The following is a 21,808-nucleotide window of genomic DNA, read 5'->3' on the forward strand; positions in this document are numbered from 1 at the left end:
ATTGATGAAATCATCGAGCGATGACAGAGACTGCGCCAGGTTGCACCTGGCCTACTGGATTAGCGGAGACGTTGCTGCAGTTCGCTGGTCAGGTCGTCGATTTTGACGCGTGTTTGTTCCAGTGAATCACGATCCCGGATGGTCACCGTTCGATCGCTTAGCGATTCACCATCGACGGTGATGCAGTACGGCGTGCCGGCTTCGTCTTGACGGCGATAACGTCGCCCCACCGCACCTTTGTCGTCGTAGAAGACGTTCATGTGCTGTTTCAGCTCGCCGTAGATCTCCTGAGCAACCTCGGGCATACCATCTTTTTTCACCAGCGGGAACACCGCGGCTTTGATCGGCGCCAGCCGTGGGTGCAGCTTCATCACCGTGCGTGTTTGCAGATTGCCTTTATCATCGGGCGCCTCGTCTTCGGTGTAGGCTTCGCACAGGAATGCCAGCACGCCGCGATCGGCACCGGCAGACGGTTCGATGACGTGCGGCACATATTTTTCATTGGTCGCTTCGTCTCGATACGACAGGTCTTTGCCGCTGCCGCGGTACTTTGGTTTCCCGTGCTCGTTCAATTCGACCTGCATCGGCTGGCCCTCGGGCGCATCGGGATTCAGCTTGCCTTCCATGTGGCTGCGCAAATCAAAATCGCCGCGGTGCGCGATGCCCTCGAGTTCGCCATACTCACCCGGCGGCAAAAACGGAAACGCGTACTCGATGTCCGCGGTGCCGACACTGTAGTGGGCCAGTTCCTCGGTGTGATGCTCGCGCATGATCAACGACTCGCTGGACAATCCCAGTGCGGTGTACCAAGCCAGACGACGATCACGCCAGTATCGGTACCACTTCTGGGACTGATCGGGAGGACAGAAAAATTCGATTTCCATCTGCTCAAATTCGCGCGAGCGGAACGTGAAGTTACGCGGCGTGATTTCGTTGCGAAAACTTTTGCCGATCTGGCCGATCCCGAACGGGACTTTCACCCGTGAGGAATCCAGCACGTTTTTAAAGTTGACAAAAATTCCTTGGGCCGTTTCCGGCCGCAGGAACGTCGTGTCGTCCTCTCCACCGAGAGCGCCCAAGGTGGTTTTGAACATCAGATTGAATTCACGCGGCTCGGTCAGCGTGTCCAGCGATTTGGCATCGGGTGCCAATACCATGGTGGTGTCATCCAACCGATCCAGGGTCAATGATTCGTCCGCGATGGTCAGTTCATCTGCGTTTTTCGGACGCAATTTAAAGAACTTCATCGCCCGCCGGCGGACTTCGTCCAACTCCTGCTCGGCTTCGGCAAGCGTCGTGACGAATACTTTTTGATCGCCACGCTCGCACCAACGACCGCGAACTTGATCAAATCGATAACGTTTTTTCGACTCCCGGCAGTCCACCATGTGGTCGTGGAATAGATCGTAGTGCCCGCTGCACTTCCAAACTTGGGGGTGCATGATGATCGTGCAATCCAGGCCGACCATCTCGAATGGCGAAGGGGCATCGGCGGGAGCGACCAAATCATTGTGGCCACTGATCATGTCGTGCCACCACGCATCTTTTAGATTGCGTTTGAGCTCCACGCCCAGTGGGCCGTAGTCCCAAAATCCCTGGACACCACCGTAAATCTCGCTGGATTGGAATAGGAATCCACGTCGCTTGCAGAGCGACACGATTTTGTCCATCGATTTCATGGGAGACGTCGTCAAACAGATTTGGGAGGGCGTGACCGGGAAAGAAACGGGGAATGTACCCGATCACCCGCCGCTGTTAATAGCGTGACGTGTTTCCATAGGGCAACGGCTGGGCAATTTGCGTCGCGGCAGCGTGGTGGGCCGCGTCCAGGTCCGAATTCAGTTTCTGGCTGATCGCGGCAACGCGTTCGGCAATCATCGGTTGGGAATTGTTCAGCGCCAACGCGTGCTGGTAGTTCTGCAGGGCCTGAGGCAGGTCGCCGGTGGATTCACGCAGGCGTGCCAACGCCAGCCAGGCGCGAGAATTGTTTGCATCTTGCTGCACAGCGTCCTCCAAGTATTTCAGAGCGGTCTGCGGCTCGCCGGCCTCCTCGTACAATCGCGCCAATTCCACCCGAGGCTGCGAATCCATCGGATTTTGTGACGCCCAGTTTTTGACCAGTGCAAAGGCTTTGTCCGGGCGCCCGGTGTCCATCAGCAACACTGCCAGACCGCGGTGGCACTCGATATGGTTGGGATCATGGTCCAGACATTGGTTGTAAAGTGCTTCGGCGTTGGCATACAACGCTTCGTCGTTTCGCTGCTTGGCCAACTGGTGGGTTGTAGCGGCTAGGTTGTAATAACCGTCTGGGTTGGTGGGATCGTCAGCCACCACCTGCTGAAATTGCTGAAGAGCCGCTGTGTACTGCCCTTGTTCGTGCAGCTGGGCCCCTAACGCGTTTTTTCCGCTAGCGCTCCAATGACATCCGGCCGATGAAAGAAACGGTGCGGTCGCGACCAGCAGAACCGCTGCGCGCAAACGAAAGCTAGAATTGCGGTGAAAAAGCAATTTGCCACCTGTTTGGGTGGTCTTGTGATTAACTGCTGGGAGCATTGGGCTGCCATCCTGACATTTGTCGGCCGCTGACCCGGTTGGGATCCGAAAAGAATCCCAACGGAGTTGGCAACGTGAGTAGAAGGTCGCATCGTGCAACCGAACCGTATCAACCCGGGTTGAAACTACGCAAGAGAGGAACTTTCGTGTCGCCAAAATCGTCGAATGAGTCCTGTGCGGACGATTGCCGTGATATCGAGCGCGGTGCAAGCCGATTAGGATCTGCCTCTGGACCGCGCAAACCCCGCGAAAAACGTGTTTTTCATTGCGGATCAGCTCGCTCCAACTACACTTCGTGCCAGGTACCACCGCGCAACAGCGCAGACCCCCTAGCTTATCGATTTTAAAATATTTGACCCCAAATGGGTCACCTTCCGGCGGCCCAAGCATTGTCGCCGGAATCCCCCAATAAGTGCTGCCCTTACAGACTGACTGCCTAGTTTGACAGGCATAATGACGAGGCCTCTGGATGACCTTTCGTAAACCATCTCGCTCCCTTCGCACGCATCTCGGCCGCCAACCGGAGGTGCATTCTGATGACTTAGCGTCGTCGGCCGGTTCCAATCGGATCGGTAAGGGTCGGCGCAGCCGTAAACGTCGCGATGAAAAACGACGTTCGCTCATGGAGAATCTGGAAACGCGGCAATTGCTGGCCGGACCAGAGTTGATTGGTATTCAACCCAATGAGGGCGATTTGTTGGTCAACGGTGACACGTTGACGTTTTCGCCAAAGGAATTGGTGTTTCGATTTGACGACAACACGCAAATCGACGAGAGCACGCTAGATGCGATTCGCATCACCCGCGCGGGGGAAGACCGAACCTTTGAATCGGCATCGGTCACTAGCGATTTGGGGACCGCCGGCCAGGCGCTGTTCGAATTCCGTGCTCGGCAATCGGGCAGCCTTGGAAACGGCATCACGCTGGAATTCACCGCGACCAACCGCGCCGGATCGTCCGCCCCGATCATCACCACCAGCGACCGCAGCGTCACGATTGATATCAACACCAACCCGCTGCAGCCCACTTTGGCGCGCGATTTGGTCTCGGCAATCAACAATGACCCGAACGCCAGCAGCCTGATCGAAGCGATCCAGGTCAGCGGCCCCTCGGGCCAACGCGTCGGCATCAATGACATCGATGGAACAACGCTGGTCTTGGACGGCGCCAACGCGGCCCAAGCGGTGACCGATTTTGGCACCAACGGCGATGTCCGCGTACGGTTGATCTCGCAACTACCCGGTATCGACGGTCGTGGCACCAGTGTGGTGGTCGAGCAACGGAACTTTGGTGGCACCGCCAACCCGGTCGTCGTGGTCAGCGGCCAAACGGTCCGCGTTCAACTGAACAGCTTCGTTGGCGACCCTTCGACGGCCAACGACTTTGTCCAAGCGCTCAACTCGAATCCCCAAGCATCGCGACTGGTTCAGGCCACGGTGCAAGAGGGTGATGGGCAGACCGTGATCGGTAGCCGCGCGATCAATTATTCGCCGATCACCTTGAGCGGTGTTAGCGATGTGCTGGTCCAGCCCGGGTTTGTCGGCCTAGGGGATTCCTCGCGCGAAGTGGTCTTCCGCTTCGCCGAACCGCTGCCCGACGACATCTATCAAATTGACATTTTGGGATCAGGCACGTTTGCGCTGCGCGGCGAAGACGGCGAGGCGTTCCAAGATGGCGAAGACCTGACCCGGATGTTCAACATCAATTTGGGTCCCCAAGTGGTCGCCGTGGTGCCTGAGCCGGTGCGTCGGCAGAGTGATGGCACATTGAGCGCCAACACTGGAATCGTGGAAGTCCATTTCAACGATGACAATCTGTCGCAGACCCAGGCCCAGAACGTCAACTTCTACCAGTTGATCTTCACGCGTGATTCGGTCGACAACCGCGACGATGAAGTGATCCGTCCGGTATCGGTCAGCTACAACAATATTACCAACATCGCCACGTTGGATTTCCAGCGTCCGCTGTCGCGTATTCCCGACCCGGACAACCCTGGGGAAATGCTTAGCGGCAGCGCCCGTTTGCGTATCGGCACCAGCGAAAATTTGCCCTCGGCGCCAACAGCGATCAACCTGCCGGCCGTCGGCACCAATGGTCCCGACGCGGCGGGCGACAACTTCCAAGACGCGTACAACCTGAACGCGACCTGGTCGCTAAACAATGCCTCGACCACTCGTTCGGCCACGCTGACGACCGAGATCAAGAACGAAACGGCGTTCGATTTGGATCTGCCGGGTCCCGACGTGCCAGGCACACGAACCATTCGCCCGGACGATCCGAGCCGCCTGGATCGCGTGGTGCCATTGGATTACGTGCGTCAGTTCGCCGACACCGTCGATGGCATCTCGGTCATCGAATATGACTTTGTAGCCAGTTGGTTGGGTGACGACCCGAACCGCCCCGGCATCAACGCCGACACCAACTACTTCAACATCATCAGCGAGCAGCAACAGCAGCGTGTCCGCGAAGTGATGTCGTTGTTCAGCGAATACTTGGGTGTAACGTTCATCGAAGTCGCCGATCGCGACCCGGCCGACATCGGTGGTTTTTCAATCGCCGTCGGTGACCTGTACGGTGGTGATGAACGCGAAGCCAGCGCCCAAGGCGGACTGGCGGTGGTCACCCGCGACCGTGATGGCGATGGCAACGACGATTTGGTCGTGATGGACTTCCAAGATTTTGATGAGTCCACCGATGACCAATTCGGTGGCGAATTCTTTCGCGGGGCGATGTTCGGTGTCGGGCAACTATTGGGCTATGGATACGCCGATGATCTGCCGCAACCGACCACGCAAAGCACGGACTTTATTTTCCAACCGGGAACCGATAACGAACCGGCGTTCCCCAGCCCCGCCGACATCGTTCACGGCCAGTATCTGTACCGGCCCGACAGCACCGATGTGGACATGTACCGTTTCCAGATCGACCAAGCCGGTTCGGTCAGCATTGAAACGATCGCCGAGCGATTGGCGGACGCCAGTTTGCTGGACACGCAACTGCGGATGTATCGCCAGCTGCCCAGCGGACAGTACGAACTGATCGCTCAGAACGACGATTACTTCAGCAACGACTCGTTGATTCGAATCGAAGATCTGAATCCGGGCACCTACATGATCGGTGTCAGTGCAGCGGGCAATGACTCCTATGACCCCGAGATTCCCGGCACCGGATTTGGTGGGCTCAGCCAAGGCACCTACGAACTTCGCGTCGACTTTTCGCCGGCTGCGGTCAGCTCGCTGACCGACACCACCGGGGTCGCGCTTGATGGCGATGCCGATGGCACGCCGGGCGGCACGTTCAACTATTGGTTCACGCCATCGGATCCCTCGGAGACGTTGTATGTCGACAAGGGCAACGTCACGCTGAATCAACCCACCGGTGCGATCCCATCGAACTTGGGCGACATCGCATTTGTCCAAGCGTTCCAAACGCGGACCATCGGCTACGTCAACAATGGCTATGCGGAAATTGACAAAGCCGTCGCGGACGCCCGACGGATTTCGGAACTGCGTCAACAAACGCTCAACGGCACGTTCAATGAATTGAATCAACTGCGGCGTTCGACCAACCCGGCCGACGTACAACGCGCCGCGGCGATCACGACCTACCTGACGGAATTGGACCTGACGGTTCGGGTGCTCGGCAACGGCGGACGTGACGGATTGGTCGAAACGTTTGGCGATAACTTTAGCTACAACATCGGCTTCGGCAGCAACGGTCTGCCGCTGGAAGACGGTTCGGATCTGGAAGTCCCTGCCGGCGTTCAATTGATTTTGGACTCCGGTTCGATCATCAAATTCAGTGACGCCCGACTGGCTGTCGGTAGTGTGGCCCCGACGATCGACTTGAGCGGTGCCAACCTGCAGGTTTTGGGCACGCCAACGATTGTCAACAGCAACGGGCTTCCGGCGCGTGATGTGGCCGGCGCGATCATCCCCGGCAGCGTGATCCTGACCAGTATCAACGATAGCTCGGTCGGCACCGGCAACCTGACCGGCGTCCGCCCCGCACCGCTGCCCGGTGACTGGGGTGGCATCGATTTCCGTGGCGATTTGGACGCGGCCGATGAACTGCGGATCAATCCGGAAGACGAAGGGATCTTTGCCAACCACATTCAATTTGCCGACATGCGCTACGGCGGCGGTGCGGTGTCAATCGGTGGCCGCGACGTGGTCGTTTCGCCGATCGACATGGCAATCACTCGCCCGACGATCATCAACAGCTCGATCACCAACAGCGCCGATGCCGCCATCGCGGCCTCGCCGGATTCTTTCCGCGAAGACCGATTCACCGATCCCAAATACCAACAATCGGGACGCTTTACGCCCGACTATGAACGTGTCGGTCCGGAAATTCACGGCAACACGGTTATCGACAACAGCATCAACGGTCTGTTTATACGACTGAGTACGCGGAGCGGCCAGGAACTGGAAACGGTTTCTACCAGCACGCGTTTTGACGACAGCGACATCACGCACGTGTTGACCGAAAACCTGGTGATCTCCGGAACGCCCGGTGGTCCCATCCTGCAATCCGGTGCGCCTTCGTCGTTCCTGATTCGCTTGACCCCGGTTCTCGGCGATGGCGCCGTTCCGGCCGGTTCCTACGTGTACCGACTGACCAATGTGACCGATTCGAATTTGGAATCGGCCGCCAGCGATGCGACCGTCGCGGTGACCACCACGGGCACCGGTGGAATTCGATTGCAACAATTGCCGACTGTCGCCCCGGGTAGCGCGACCGTCTCGCGTCGTCTGTATCGGGCCACGATCGATCCCACCACCGGACAACCGGGCGCGTTCGAATTGGTCGCCCAGCTCAACGCCAGCGCCACCACCTACACCGATCGCGCGGCGATCGGCACCGCTCCATTGCAGTTGACCGCCAGTCCGTTGCGCAGCCGATTGGATGCGAGTCTGGTGATCGACCCGTCGACGGTCTTGAAGGTCGATTCGGCGCGCATCGAAGCGCGCTTTGGTGCCAACCTGATCGCCGAAGGCACGTCGGGCAATCCGGTGGTGATCACCAGTTTGGAAGACCAACGCTATGGAGCCGGGGGAACCTTCGACACGGGTGACCGTGGTGTCAATGGGGAACTCAACCCGGGTGATTGGGGTGGCTTGTACATCGGCCACGGATCGACCGCCAATATCGACAACGCCGTGATCGCCGGCGCCGGTGGAACCACTCGCATCGAGGGTGGTTTCGCATCCTTCAATGCGATCGAAGTCCACCAGGGCGACCTGCGACTGACCAACAGCCGTATCGAAAACAACGCCGATGGACGTGGCACGCTCAATGACACCCGCGTCGGTCGCGGCGACAACGCCCCCGGTGCGGTTTTCATCCGCGCCGCCACACCGATCATCGTCGACAATGATTTCATCGACAACGACGCCGCGGCCATCACGATCGATGTCAATTCATTGAACTCGACCGAAGTCAACGATTCGGGGCGTGCGACCGGACGAATCGGCAACTTTGAAGTGGTTGGCAATAGCGGCCCGTTGGTCGAAGACAATACGCTGACGCGCAACGACACCAACGGCATGGTCGTTCGTGGTGGCGAACTTGTCACCGAAGGCGTCTGGGATGACGTGGACATGGTTCACGTGGTCACCGATTCGGTCGAAGTTCCCAACCAACATATCTATGGCGGACTGCGATTGGTCAGTGACGCCCGCGGTTCGCTGGTTGTCAAATTTGAAACCGCCAACGAAGGCGATCCAGCGGGGATCGTTGTCGGCGGTTCCCTGCTCACTGCGGCTGATGAGTTCCGCGACATTGCCGATCGCATCGGCGGTGCCCTGCGACTGGTCGGACACCCCGATTTCCCAGTCGTCTTGACCACTCTGCAAGACGATTTTGCCGGTGCCGGATTCACCATCGACGGAATGGCCCAGGTCGACACCAACAATGACGGCATCATCGGTGGCGATCTTAGCGATCAAGCCGGCACCTTGCCGACCGGCCCCGAAGTCAACTTGGGAACGACAATCGACAACGACGTCGACCCCACCATCACCGGTTCGTTTGGGGCCACCATTGGAGACGCCGGAGAGGTAGGATTCGCTTCCGGTGGCGGCAGTGCGGTCACCGTCGAAGACTTGCAGAACAATCAGCAATTGATCGGCCAAGACTTTATCTTCCAATACAACACCTACCTGACCAGCGGCGGCACGTCGGTGGCGCTTGCGGCCACAACGATCACCCAGGCGGCGACGTTGATCGCCGACGATGTGGTGGAAAGCCGTGGTACCTACGCCGGTCCCAACGGCGATGTGGAATGGATTGCGACCAGCTCGTTCCGTGACGGTGTCGCCACCCTGTTCACGTCCTTGGAATTGTCCTCGGCGACCGCGTTTGGTGACATCCGCGTGATCAGCTACCTGGACGAAGACGTGCTGGGCATTTCTGACGATGTCCTGTACACCACGGGCACACCGGGCGAAAGCGATTTCCGACTGTACACCATCGACGGCGCACTGCGTGTCGGTTTCTCGCACGGCGGTTTCTACGCCAACGATGGCCAGAACCAACAGAACGCCGTTTACGAAGGTTGGGCAGCCGACCAGTACAATGAACTGGAAACCCAGATCATTGCCGGAACGCAAACCTTCTCGATCGCCGGCGACATCGACTTGGTCGACCTGCCGGGATCTCCCGATGCGACCTTTGGAACCGTCTATGGCCCCAACGATGTCACCACGGCTCACTCGTGGCTGCTCGATTCCGCGGCTTCGTCCGCCCAGGTCACGAACTTCCTGGAATTGATCGCCGCCGACCCGGTGCTCCGCAATCCGCGATTCCAAGTCGAATCGGGTAAATGGAACGGCGTCGTGATCCGTGAAGGCGCCGATGATCGCAACGTCGCGGCAGCGGCCGAACAAGAACCGGTGCGAACCACCGTGTTCGACACCAACTCGATCCCTAGCCAAGCACAGTTCTTGGGCGAAATCGCTCCGGATCAGCAATCGGGTGACGAAAATCGTCGCCTGGGATTTGTCGTCGACGGCGTGATCGCCACCCGCGACGACGTGGACGTGTATTCGTTCATCGGCGAAAGCAACACCGAAGTCTGGTTGGACATCGATCGCACCAGCAACAGTCTGGACACCGTCATCGAGCTGATCGATTTCAATGGCCAAGTTCTGGCGGCGTCCAACGATTCGTTGTTGGCCGAACGTGATCCGTCGACCGGATTGTATGTTTCACCGCGTTTGGACCCCGATGCCGCCCAACCGCTGACGGTCAACGAAGATCGACTGTCGGTACAGCGGATCACCGTCGACCAAGCCATCGATTTTGCCACCGGCGGAAACCTGACGCTCGGTTTGGTCACCGGATCGGGCTTGACGGTGAACGTCGACGCGTTGGATTTTGTCGCCAACCCGGCTGGCTCGATCGCCGCAGCACTCAACAGCACCTTCTCCGCGGAACTCGGCTTTGTCACCACCCAGCTACTCTCGCGTGGCGCCAGCGATGACTATGTGGTCGAAGTCCACTTCCAAGCCGAATTCTTCACCGGTCTGGAAGTTCCCGAAATCCGGGGCACGTCCAACCCCGTCAGCCCCTCGATCGCACCGCTCGAATTTGAAACCCTGGTGCAAACCTCGGTGCTGCAGGACACGTATTCTTACAACGCCAAAGACGCCGGGATGCGAATCCGGCTGCCCGGTGAATCGGGAACCCGCAACCTGTATCACATCCGTGTTCGCAGTAGCAACACCCGTGACGGCGCCGATTTCAATACCCTGATCAACGGCGATGTGCTGGGCGGTTTGACCCAGGGCAGTTACTCGATGCAGGTTCGCTTGCAAGAAGCCGACGAGAGTGCCGGCACGCAAATCAGCCTGTCCGATGTTCGCTACGCCACCAACGGTGTGCAGATCATCGGTCAACCATTGCACTCGCCGCTGTTGGGTGAAGAGTACGAAACGACCGAATCAAACGAAACCGCCTCCGAGGCGCAACGTCTTGGGTACTACGGCACCGATTCGGACGTCGGCATCGAAGCCGGTCCGTTGCAGAGCGACCGTTTGGCAAAATCGTTCGCCGGCGAAATTGATTCGGCCACCGACGTCGATTGGTACCAGTTCGACATTCAGTACGACAACCTGACACGCGACGGCGCGCCGCTGCTGCTGTCGACCGTGATCGATTTGGATTATGCGTCCAATTTCGCTCGCAGCGACATGGCCTTGTACGTTTTCGATTCGACCGGAGCGTTGATCTACACCGGCACCGACAGCAATGTCGCCGAGGATCTGCCGGCGTCTCGCAACAGCAACAGCACCGACGATCTCAGTCGTGGTGGTGCGGGCACGGAAGACCCGTTCATCGGTTCGGTGGAACTGGGCGAAGGCACGTATTACGTTGCCGTTGCCAACCAGACCCAAGTCCCGTTGGCGATGGACCAGTTCTTTAACCCCGCTAGCGCGAACCCGCTGGTCCGCTTGGCACCAATCCAAGCGATCGATCGCATCGCGGTCGACAACATGAGCAACCGTGTGTTGTTCGATGAAACCTCGATCGTTCCCTATTCGATGGACGACGTGGTGGTGTACGTCAACACCAGCTCGGGTCTGTTCGCGGTCAATCCGTTCACCGGCCAAAACTACGGACAGGTTGGCAACTTTGGAAGTGACGACATCTACGACGTCGCCTTCCGCAGCAACGGCGAACTGTATGCCTACACCGGATTCGGTGACCGGCAACGCAGCGACACCAGCTGGTTCTATGTCCAGATCGATACCGGGACCGCGGCGCTGGATCAGATCAGCACCGGTGCCGGGATCACCACCTATGGCGATACCGTCGTCGAGGACAACAACAACCCGCAAATTCTGGACGCCGTCGCCAATGAGGGCGTGTTTGTCGAAGCCCTTTCGATTCGCGAATACAAAAACACCGAACGAGGTCTGTTTGTCGGTAGCCGGCCGATCTTGAACGGATCCTCCGGGCTGGAGTATCGCCAAAACGTGCTGTGGGAATTCAGTCCACAAACCGGTTTGGCAGTCGGCCCGTCCTACAACCGTTTCTTGAGCAACGCCGGTGCGGGCACGATCCCACGTGAAATCGGCCAGATCGACACGACCGCCCCGGCCACAGCCCAATCAACTCAGTTGGGTGTTTCCAACGTCTTGGAAATCGGTGCCAACGGTTACGCCCAGCAAACGATCGTTGATGGCGACGTGTTCACGTTGGTCAGTGGTCAAGACACCACCACGTTCGAGTTTGATTTCAATGGCGACGTCGCCGCCACCGGGGCTCCGATCCTGGACGGCGACACGCTGACCATCGGTTCGTCGATCTTCGAGTTCGACACGGGTTCACGATTGCGGATCAATCCGGTGACGGCCAACGGTGGACTTAACAACGGCCAAACCGTCACGGTCAGTGATGTTTCAGGATTCAGTCAGACGTTCGAGTTCATCAACCAGGGTGACACACCGTCGGGCAACAACATTCCGATCGTGATTCGATTGGCAAACGGCCAGATTCGTGCGACCAATACGATCGCAACCAGTTTGGGTCTGGCCATCCAAGCCAACATGCCCACCGTCACGGCGACCGTGCTGGGATCGGATGTGGCCTTCGGACCGGGAACAACGTTCGTCAACAACGGTGCCGGATTAGCGGCGGTCGGCAGTGTCGGAGTCGCTCCCGGAAACATCACGATTGCGATCGACGAATCGGCCAGCAGCAGTGAAATCATCGATACCATTGTGACCGAGTTGACCAACAACTCGATCGCGGTGACGACCAACGGACCAACCTTTGCGGTTCCCGGTGCCAGTTCCATCGAAATCAATTCCCAAGCCTTGGTCGGCGGCGGAACCAGTGGCGTGGATGTCGGGCGGACAGCGATCTCGATCAGCTTGACCGACACCGCACCGCAGATTGCACAAAAAGTGGCCGACGCGATCAATGCGGTTGGCGGCAATGCCAACGCCACGGCACAAAACCGTAGCGTCGGAGTCAGCGGTGGATTCATCGCCAGCGCCAGCGGAACGCTGGTCGCCGGTGGCGTTCCGGCCGGTGGCACCGTCACCGGGGTGGAAATCCTGGGCAACGACATGTACGCGATCACCGATGCCGGTGGCCTGTTCCGTGTCACCGATGCCGAACTCACCAATGGCGGAAACCAATTCGTCAACGGCAACCGTACCATCGGCACCTACGTGCAAACCGCGACCGATTTGTTGCGGGTCGGATCGAGCTTCACCGGTTTGCGAGCCGGTCCTAACAGTGTCGACGGTGGAATTTATTCCAACGTGCTGTTCGGGATCACCGCATCGGGTGACATCTACGCGTTCAATTCGCTGGGCGAACTGCTGCCGTATTTCGCCGGCGGACGCTCGATGATTTCCACCGGCATTGCCAATGCCGAAGGCTTGGATTTCAGCACGCTCGATTACAACCTGTGGCATTACACGAATAACCGCAGCGGTGACGCCGGACACGACGGCGGCACCTCGTTGGCATTCACCTACGAGACCTCGTTCCAATCGAACTACGACAGCGTTGCCGAATACCCGACCAACGTTGGCCGCCGCGACGGCCAAGGTGTCAACAACACCTACAACTTCCCCGGCGGTGCCAAAGGCCAGGTGCAAAGCAAAGAGTTCTCGCTGGAAGGCTACTCGCCCAGCGATGTTCCGATGCTGTATTTCAACTACAAGATCGAAGCCGATGGTGGAAACAGCACCGACGCGCTGCGAGTGTATGTGATTCAGCCCGATGGCACCGAACATGGCGTCGCGCTCAACACCACCGGTCGTAATTCTGGTGCCAGCGACGACGAATTTGATGATCCGCAAGCGACCGCGCCTTACAACGACGTGATCGATGTCGACAAGCAACAGCTGTTCGACAACACACCCACCTGGCGTCAAGCCCGTGTGCCGCTCGCGGAATTCGCCGGCCAAGCCGGGCTGTCCTTGCGAATCGAATTCGCAACGGCCGGAACGCTGGACACCAACTCCAGTGCGATCCGTGGCGTGGCGGCTGCCGATCTGGTCGAAGGCCAAACGCTGGTGGTCAATCGCGAAACCTTCACCGTCGACTTCCCGCCGACGTTGGTGGCCCCGGCCGGCACGCTCCTGGCGTCGACCTACGCCGCCGATCCGGCTGCCCGAGCGACGTTCCAACTTGATGGGCAAACCTATGTGCTCAACGATGGCACCCGCACGATCGACAGCAGCCCGCTGAACCCGGCGGATCCGCTGTCGCCACCGACCGAAATTTCGATCGACCTGACATCGTTGCTGACCAACACGCAAACGATTGCCGATCTTTCGTCGGCCGACATCGCAGCGATCATCCAAACGGCTGTGGCGGCGATGCCGCCATCGACGCTGATCACCTATCAAGTCGCCTCCAACGGAAACGCCGTGGAGTTTGGCGCCGCCGACGCGTTGATCACCGCCGAACCCAACCTGGTGACGGTTCGCAACGCCGACCCGGCGCCGGCCAACCCGATCAATGTCCGTGCCGGCATGTCCGCCAGCGACGTTGCGACCGCGATCCAAGCGGCCCTCACCGAGCGATTCCTGTCGACAGCGTTAAGCGCCAACGGGTTGGACTACATCCCGACATCCAATGCGATTGTTTCGGTGCCCGGTTACACGGTGGACAACTACGGACCGTTCGCCAACACCTCGCTGCGCTACGAAGACGACTTTGGTCTGACACCGGTCCAAGGCTCACGCGACAACGATTTCGAAGGCGTCTACCTGGACGACTTTGTCATCGGTTTGGCCGAACGCGGTGAACAGGTCAGCGACCAACGTGCCGCCGACGCACCGCTGGACACCGCGTTTGTCACCGACCAGCGGTTCACGTTCCCACAACCCGACGATCCCCGCAGCAATCTGGTGACGGGATCGTATCAAGTGGAGATTCGCGATGGCAGCGAGTACATCACTTCCAGCAATCTGTCACAGTTCCGCACCTTCGACAGCAACGACCGCCTAAGCGATGCGTTGTCGATTGTTGCCCGCAGCAGTGACGAGATCCTGGACGGTCAAATGTTCTCGATCACCGACGGACGCGCCACGGTCGAGTTCGAATTTGATTCCGACAACGTCGTCACACCTGGCCGCGTGCAAATCCCGTTCGAAGCGGAAATCACAGACCCGGTGACCGGTGTGCTGCGACCGCAAAACGCCACCGAGGTCGCCAAGTCCATCATCGGTGCGATCAATCGTGTCGATGTGCGGAGCGTGCTGGATATCCAAGCCGTCCCCAGCAGCGGATTCGAAAACGAAGTCGTTCCCACCGCGGGCATCAAAGAAGTCGTGCGACTGGACCCACGGATCAACTTGATCGGTGACGTCGTGGTGTCCGATGCGACCCGCTCGTTGGCCGAGATCGACCAGTCCAATCTGCGTGGCGATCAAAACCGCGAACGAAGCGCCCAGGGCGTGATCATGATCGAGAGCAGCCGGTTCCTATTCAACCAGGAATATGGCATCGACATCTCGCACAACGTCACCACGACGGTGGCCGGAAACGACACCCCGTCGATCGTCCGCTACCCACGCAACCTGGTGGAACTGAACACCGAAGACCTGGTTCCCGGCGTGGTCGTGCAAAGCAATATTTTTGCCTTCAACAGTGTCGGCGGATTGCAACTGCAAGGTATCGACGACACGTTGCAACAAACCAATGGCGACCCGGTCCCGATCGAGCGGATTGTCAACAACACGATCATCGGTGGCAGTGTTGCCACCGGCGCGACGGCACCGCCGGAACGATTTGATGGCGTGTTGTTTGACCAAGGCCGAATCTCGTTTGCCGATGCGGTCGTCGAATACGAACCCAACGCCGGTGGCTCGCCACCTGATCCGATTCACCAGACCCCCGATGCGGCACTGGGCATTCCCGACTGCAACGGTCGCGGCCCCGAACCGGCGGACGGCCAGTTCGCGGTTTCGCTGGGACTCGGTGGAACACTGACGCTACAGTTTGTCGACAACTACTTGACCGGCAGCGGTGATTCACAAGCCGACTTGGCTATCTTCGAAACCGGCGAAATCGAATCGGTCCGGGTCGAAATCAGCCGTGACGGCACCAACTTTATCGACGTCGGGATTGTCGGCGGCCTGACCAACCAATTGGACATCGATGCGTTTGGTTTTGATGCCGATGATCGATTCTCGTTCGTGCGTCTGACCGATCTGCGTCAGGGCGACACCAACGTTGCCTCCTTGGGTGCGGACATCGATGCGGTCGGTGCAATGAGCTCGGTGCCTGTCGACCAGTTCACCCCCGGCGGCGTCGGCATCAACATTGTCGGTGGTTCCTCGCCGACCGTGCTGAACAACGTGATCTCCAATTCGGAAACCGGCATTTCGGTGACCGGTGGCAACGGCGGATTCGTCTCCGGCGGTAATTCCTATTACCAGAACACCAACAACACCAGTGCCGGAGTCGGCCTGGGCACGCTGCCGCAAGTGCTGACGCCGACCGAATCGGTGTTTGTCGATCCCGGCAGTTTCGTGTTCTCGCCCGCCTCCGGTGCACGCATCATCGATAGCTCGATCGATTCGTTGCCTGACCGTGCCAGTTTGACCACTGTCCGCAACGCGATCGGAATCGATCCGTCGCCGGTGTTGGCGCCTCGATTGGACGTCAACGGTCAACTGCGAGTCGATGATCCCAATGTCGAGCCACCAAGTGGATTGGGCGAGCGGGTGTTCAAAGACCGCGGTGGTTTCGACCGTGGTGATTTGACTGGACCACGCGTGACGCTGTTGTCACCGTTGGCCCCGGGAATCGGATTGGACGCAGGCCGCACGACGGTATTGGGTGCAGCACCCCAAGCATTCGAAATTCAATTGGTCGATGGTCTGCCGCCGGCCGACATCGTTCCCGGTACCGGCATCGACGACCGCTCGGTTTCCAGCGGATCGCTGATCCTACTCAAAGACGGCGTCGCGCTAGTCGAAGGAACGGATTACCGATTCGCCTACAACCCCAGTACCAACATCATTCGGTTGACACCGATCGCCGGTGTTTGGGAACAGGATTCGACCTATGTGATTCGCATGGTCGACAGCAGCGATGCGATCGTCCAAGCCGGTGATGGCGACATTTACAACGACGGCGATCGATTCACCGTGATCGACGAAGTCGGTCAAAGCACCACGTTCGAATATGAAACCGGTGTTGGCATCGAACTTTCCTCGGGCCTAACCACCGCGACCGCTGATGGGATCACCGTCGAAGTATACGACGGCAGTATCACCCGCCAATTCGAACTGGACAGCAACAATGCGGTGAGCCCGCTATCGATTGCCGTGCCGATTCCGGCCGCCGGTGACGCGACGGACTTTGCCGCCGCACTGGCCGCGGCGATTGACGCCGATCCGCTGTTGAGCTTCACCGCGCGTTCCTCGGGCCCCTTGGTTCAACTGGTCGGCGGCACCCCGCTTTCGAGTGCAACCAGTGCCAGTGGATCCGTTCAGGTGTCCGGCCAGATCGGCACCGACATCGGGTTCGGTTTCCAAATCCCCACCATTGGCAACAGCAACCTGGCTCAAGTGAACGATGGAGATTCGATCATCGTTCGCCTCGGTGCGGTGAACGAAGTGACGTTTGAGTTCGACACCAACGGTTTGCTCAACGACACCAGCGCAACGGCCGTCACAATCTCTGACAACGCGACGCTTGATCAAGTCGCCGATGCACTGGTCCGATCCATTGGCGGATCGGGATTGGGATTGGCTCCGGAAAACGTCGGCTTTGGTCGCGTGTTCTTGGGCGGTGACAACACCTACTCGATCGATCTGTCGAATTCCAACTTGGTGCAAACCGGATTGGCCGGCGAAGAGGCATCCGTCGCGGTCGAGATCCCGATCGATCTGCCCGCCGAACAGATTGCCGCACTGATCCAACAGGCCATCGACAGCCAGAACCTGGCTGGGATCGAATCCTCGCTGGTCGACGTTCGGGTCTTCTTGGAAGGCACCCGCGGCGTGTCCGGGGTCGGAGCGGTCGACAGCGTGATCGTGCAAGACCAAGTCGGTAACCAACTGCAAAGCAATCAAGCCGACGGCCGCACCGAGCTGACGATCTTTATCGGCACCGGCTACGATTATGGCGATGCACCGGCACCCTATGTCAGCTTGATGGCTGACGGCGGACCACGGCACCGCGTCGATCCGTTGCTCAGCTTGGGCAACGAAAACACCGCTGATTCGGATGCGGAACTGCCAAACGCAGACTCCGGTGACGACGGCATCTCGCTGCCTTCGTCGTTCCAATCGGGGTTCTCCTCGATGATCGGAATCTATCTCCGCAATCTGGACGCTGGCCAAGCCAGCGACAAACCGGTTTACCTGGACGCCTGGTTCGACTGGGACCAAGACGGCTTGTTTGAAAGCCAGGAACGTGTTCGCTTCGGCACCACCGGAACGAGCCTGACGCCGATCTTTAGCAACACCACCACCAACGTCTTGATCGATGTTCCGGCATCGGCACTGACCGGTGAAACGTATGCTCGGTTCCGCCTCAGCGAATCGGCGACACTGGGACCCAACGGCGATGCGGAAAGTGGCGAGGTCGAAGATTATCGAATCTTTGTCTCCAACAATCCGTTCCAAAATCCGACCAACCGATACGATGCCAACGACAACGGCACGGTCACACCGTTGGACGCCTTGCAGGTGATCAACGCCTTGGCTCGCAACGGTTCAACCAGCGGCGAAGTCGACTTGGAAACCAACCCTGTCACCACGCCGCCCTATCCCGATGTGAACGGCGACGGTCGATTGACTTCCAGCGATGCGTTGGCAATCATCAACGAACTGGCGCGTGTGAACACAGCCAGCGGCGAAGGCGAATCGGTCGGAACCAACTATGTGGCAGCCGTGCCAGGTGTGTTGGCCAGCGGTTCCACCTTGCTTGGCGACATGCTGATCCACCAAGCGGTCACGAGTGATTTGCTCGCTTCGTCACGTCCGGCAGAGCCCGAACAGGAACCCGCCGAGACAGCAGATGTGTCGACCGTGCAGCCAGAAGCTAGCAAGACCAGCGTGTTTGATTCGCCAGAATCGATCGGATTGGATTCAATTGTCGATCAATTAGCTGCCGACACCGCAAGTGTCGCGGATGAATCCGACGAGCTGAAAAATGGAGTCGACGACTTTTTCGCAACGCTATAGCCGAGCCTGACCAGGCTCTGTCGGCAACCCGCCGCAGTAGGCTTAGACCAAACGAAGGAATCCGTTTGGTCCAACAACGTATGATTCACCGACTCCAGCGCACGAATCGCGCCAGGTCGGAAAACCTACACACTCGTAGCGCCGCGCCCTTGAGGCGAAACGGTTGAAGTTGTGCTTTTTTGGTAACCCGATGCGTGAGCGAGGGATTTAGCCGGTTGACGGGATCCCTCGCTAACGCGTCGGGTTACCAAAAACCAATGCCCCACGCGAAAGCGCTGGCTTCAAAACTAACGCGTCGGGTTAGGAACAAACAATGCCTCACCCAACAAGTGCAACTTCAAAACTCATGCATCGGGTTAGGAATTTGTCGTGCCTGATGCAAAAGCGTAATCTCAACTCGCCAAACCGCCGGCGGCGTCTGACGGTGCAACCGCTGGAGTCACGTCAGCTATTGGCCGCGGATGTTCCGATCGGGGCCACACCGACCGACACCGGCGAGTTTCTGCTGGGGACCGTGACCGTCACGCCGGTGTTTTTTGAGAGCGACGGGTCGATCGATCCCAACACCCAGAACTGGAGTGCGGCGGAGATTGATGCGACGCTTGTCAAGATCCGCGAGAGTGTGGATTGGTGGACCGATCTGCTGGCGACGCAAACGTCAGTGCATTCATTGGAATTCGTGATCGATGACACCTACGCGCGACAACCCGTCGCCACCGGCTATGAACCGATCGATCGCAGCAGTTCGACGTTTGAGCGTTACACCGGAGACTGGTTGACGGATTTGGGCTATGGCGACGCACCGTCGATCGAACGCGCCATGCACCTGTTCAATGACTCCCAACGAGTCAAACATCAAACCGACTGGGCGTTCACAATGATCGTCGTCGATTCGTCAGACGACGACGGCTTTTTCGCCAGCGGTGGATTCAGCGGCGCATTCGCCTACCCGGGCGGCCTGTTCTATGTGGTCCCCTCGGAACGTCCGGTGTCGACCTACTCTCACGAATTGGGGCATCTGTTTTGGGCCCGCGACGAGTACCCCGGCGGTGGTAGCTGGACCGACCAACGTGGCTACTACAACGCCCAGAATCTGAACGCCGCAGACAATCCGACGCCCGGATTTGTACAGGAAGACAGCATCATGCGTGGCGGAACCGTGGCCACGCGAGCCTGGAACGCACTGGAAAGCCCCGAGTCGACGCTGGCGATGATCGGCTGGCGGGACAGTGACAACGACGGGGTGTTTGACGTCCTCGATGTTCCCATTGAACTGGACGCGGTGGGCTGGTTTGACCCCGATACGTCGATGTATTCATTGCGTGGGTCAGCTGCTGTAGCGACCCTGGCCAATCAAAACTCCGCGGGCAACCAGAGTGACATCACGTTGTCGCGGGTCAGCGAGCTGCAATACAAACTCGATGACGGCAACTGGCAGGTGGCACTGTCACCCAATGCGCCCCAGGTCGATTTTGATCTGCAGTTCCAATTGGACACGGCCTTTGAACAAATCCAATGGCGGGCGATCGATACCGCCAACGGCGCTGTCAGCGAAATCCTGGTGTCCGATCAGAAAACGCCTGTCTTTTCCGGGGTCGGCGGCGGATACGTGTACGCCGACGCCAATGCCAATGGGCAACATGAATGGAACGAACGGCTGCTTGCGGGCACCCCCTTTGTGATTCGTCACAGCGACGGACGAGAACTGTTTCGCAGCCAATTCAATGCCGCCGATCTGCCCGAGGGTGTGATCGGTTCGATCAACGGATTGACGTTCACCAGTTTGGGTGACGACACCGATGGTCGCGCCGCAGTCCGCGAGACAGCAGATGGCGGCGTTTCGGTCATTCACGGCTACGATTCACAATACGGCGAGTGGAATTCGAATTGGGGCGCGCGACAACAACTGCAGGTCGCCGGTGCGGAAAGCGGGGGTGTGGTCACGGTCGATTTCACCGGCCTGGACACCGGCACCTACGGTCTAGAGAGTGGCAGCTACGCTCGGATGGAAGCGTTTGACCAGCAGGGCAACTCGCTGGGGCGTGCCACCAGCCCGCTGGTGCTTGCCGACCAACCGGGACAACTACAGATCCGCGATCCCCTCGGTCGAATCGCCAGCGTGAAAATCTACGGGCACGCAGAAACCGAAATCATGGTTTCGGCGGTCGCCTTCGGCCAGTCGCCGGAAACGGTCACCGGCCCCGGCGGTGAATTCTCGCTCAGCGGGCTCGCCGATGGGTCTTACACCGTGGAGTTGGTTTCCCAGGAATTGATCTACGAATTTCCCACGACGCCGATTCCATTCCAAATCAGCGGCGGATCGGTCGGTTCGCTGGGATTCGCCGCCAGCCGGATCGACAGCCCCCGCTACAACGCGACGCTGCCCGGTGATGTCAACGGCGACCTGGAAGTCACCCCACGCGACGCTTTGACGGTGGTCAACGACCTGGGAATCAACGGCAATCGCGTCCTCACCGCAGCAGAAACCGGTGGCTTTTACGTTGATGTAAACAACGACGGCATGGTCTCGCCGCTGGATGCGCTGCGAGTGATCAACCTGCTGCAACGCCGCGCCACCGGCGAATCGGAGCAACCGCTGCATCTGACCGACTCAGCACACCCCACCCAATCGGACTGGATTGCCAATCCGCTGCATCAAGCCGCTGTGGATCAGGTATTTCTGCAGAATACGCCTCATTTAGAACCCAATGGGTACCAAACGCCCAACCGGGCTGATTCGAAAATGTTGAACTCTGCGGGCGCCGACGGCTCTGGCCAAAGTCTGGGCGGCCAACAACCCGATAGGACAGCTTGGGCGGACATTTTGCCAACAAGTCGAACGGAGTCTGCGAGCGATGCAGACGGTTTTACTTCGGAATTTTTGCCTAAACTCAGCAAAATTCGTCGTGAATTTGCTGAAAACGATTCATCGGTTGAACTGTTTTGACCGGATTTATAGGAACTTTGACGGGTTTTTAGAATCTAAACCCCCGTCCAAAGCAGACCAAAAAGCCAGTTAATCAGATCGTTGATAAAGCGGGACGGGTAGATAAGATAGGGCCAATATTCAGTTTGGCGAGACTT

The 21,808-nt window shown here is 58.6% G+C and carries 4 protein-coding genes; 2 read left to right on the forward strand and 2 right to left on the reverse strand.

Annotation, left to right across the window (positions count from 1 at the left end):
• Window positions 1–59: 59 nt before the first annotated feature.
• Together NHH03_RS19450 and NHH03_RS19455 are read right to left on the reverse strand one after the other, a co-directional pair.
• Complete coding sequence (locus tag NHH03_RS19450; protein WP_253158752.1) at window positions 60–1,670, reverse strand: glycine--tRNA ligase; 1,611 nt, start codon at window positions 1,668–1,670, stop codon at window positions 60–62.
• Between the two features lie 85 nt (window positions 1,671–1,755).
• Window positions 1,756–2,553, reverse strand: coding sequence for a tetratricopeptide repeat protein (locus NHH03_RS19455; RefSeq protein ID WP_253158738.1), 798 nt, complete (start codon window positions 2,551–2,553; stop codon window positions 1,756–1,758).
• A gap of 469 nt (window positions 2,554–3,022) precedes the next feature.
• On the opposite strand from NHH03_RS19455, the gene NHH03_RS19460 reads away from it, so the two are divergent.
• Both NHH03_RS19460 and NHH03_RS19465 read left to right on the forward strand, forming a co-directional pair.
• Window positions 3,023–18,724, forward strand: coding sequence for a GEVED domain-containing protein (locus NHH03_RS19460; protein WP_253158740.1), 15,702 nt, complete (start codon window positions 3,023–3,025; stop codon window positions 18,722–18,724).
• A 376-nt stretch (window positions 18,725–19,100) separates the two neighbouring features.
• Entirely contained in the window at window positions 19,101–21,671 is a 2,571-nt protein-coding gene (locus NHH03_RS19465) for a dockerin type I domain-containing protein (protein WP_253158742.1), read from the forward strand.
• Window positions 21,672–21,808 lie beyond the last annotated feature (137 nt).

Source organism: Stieleria tagensis (assembly GCF_024129865.1).
Lineage (GTDB): Bacteria > Planctomycetota > Planctomycetia > Pirellulales > Pirellulaceae > Stieleria > Stieleria tagensis.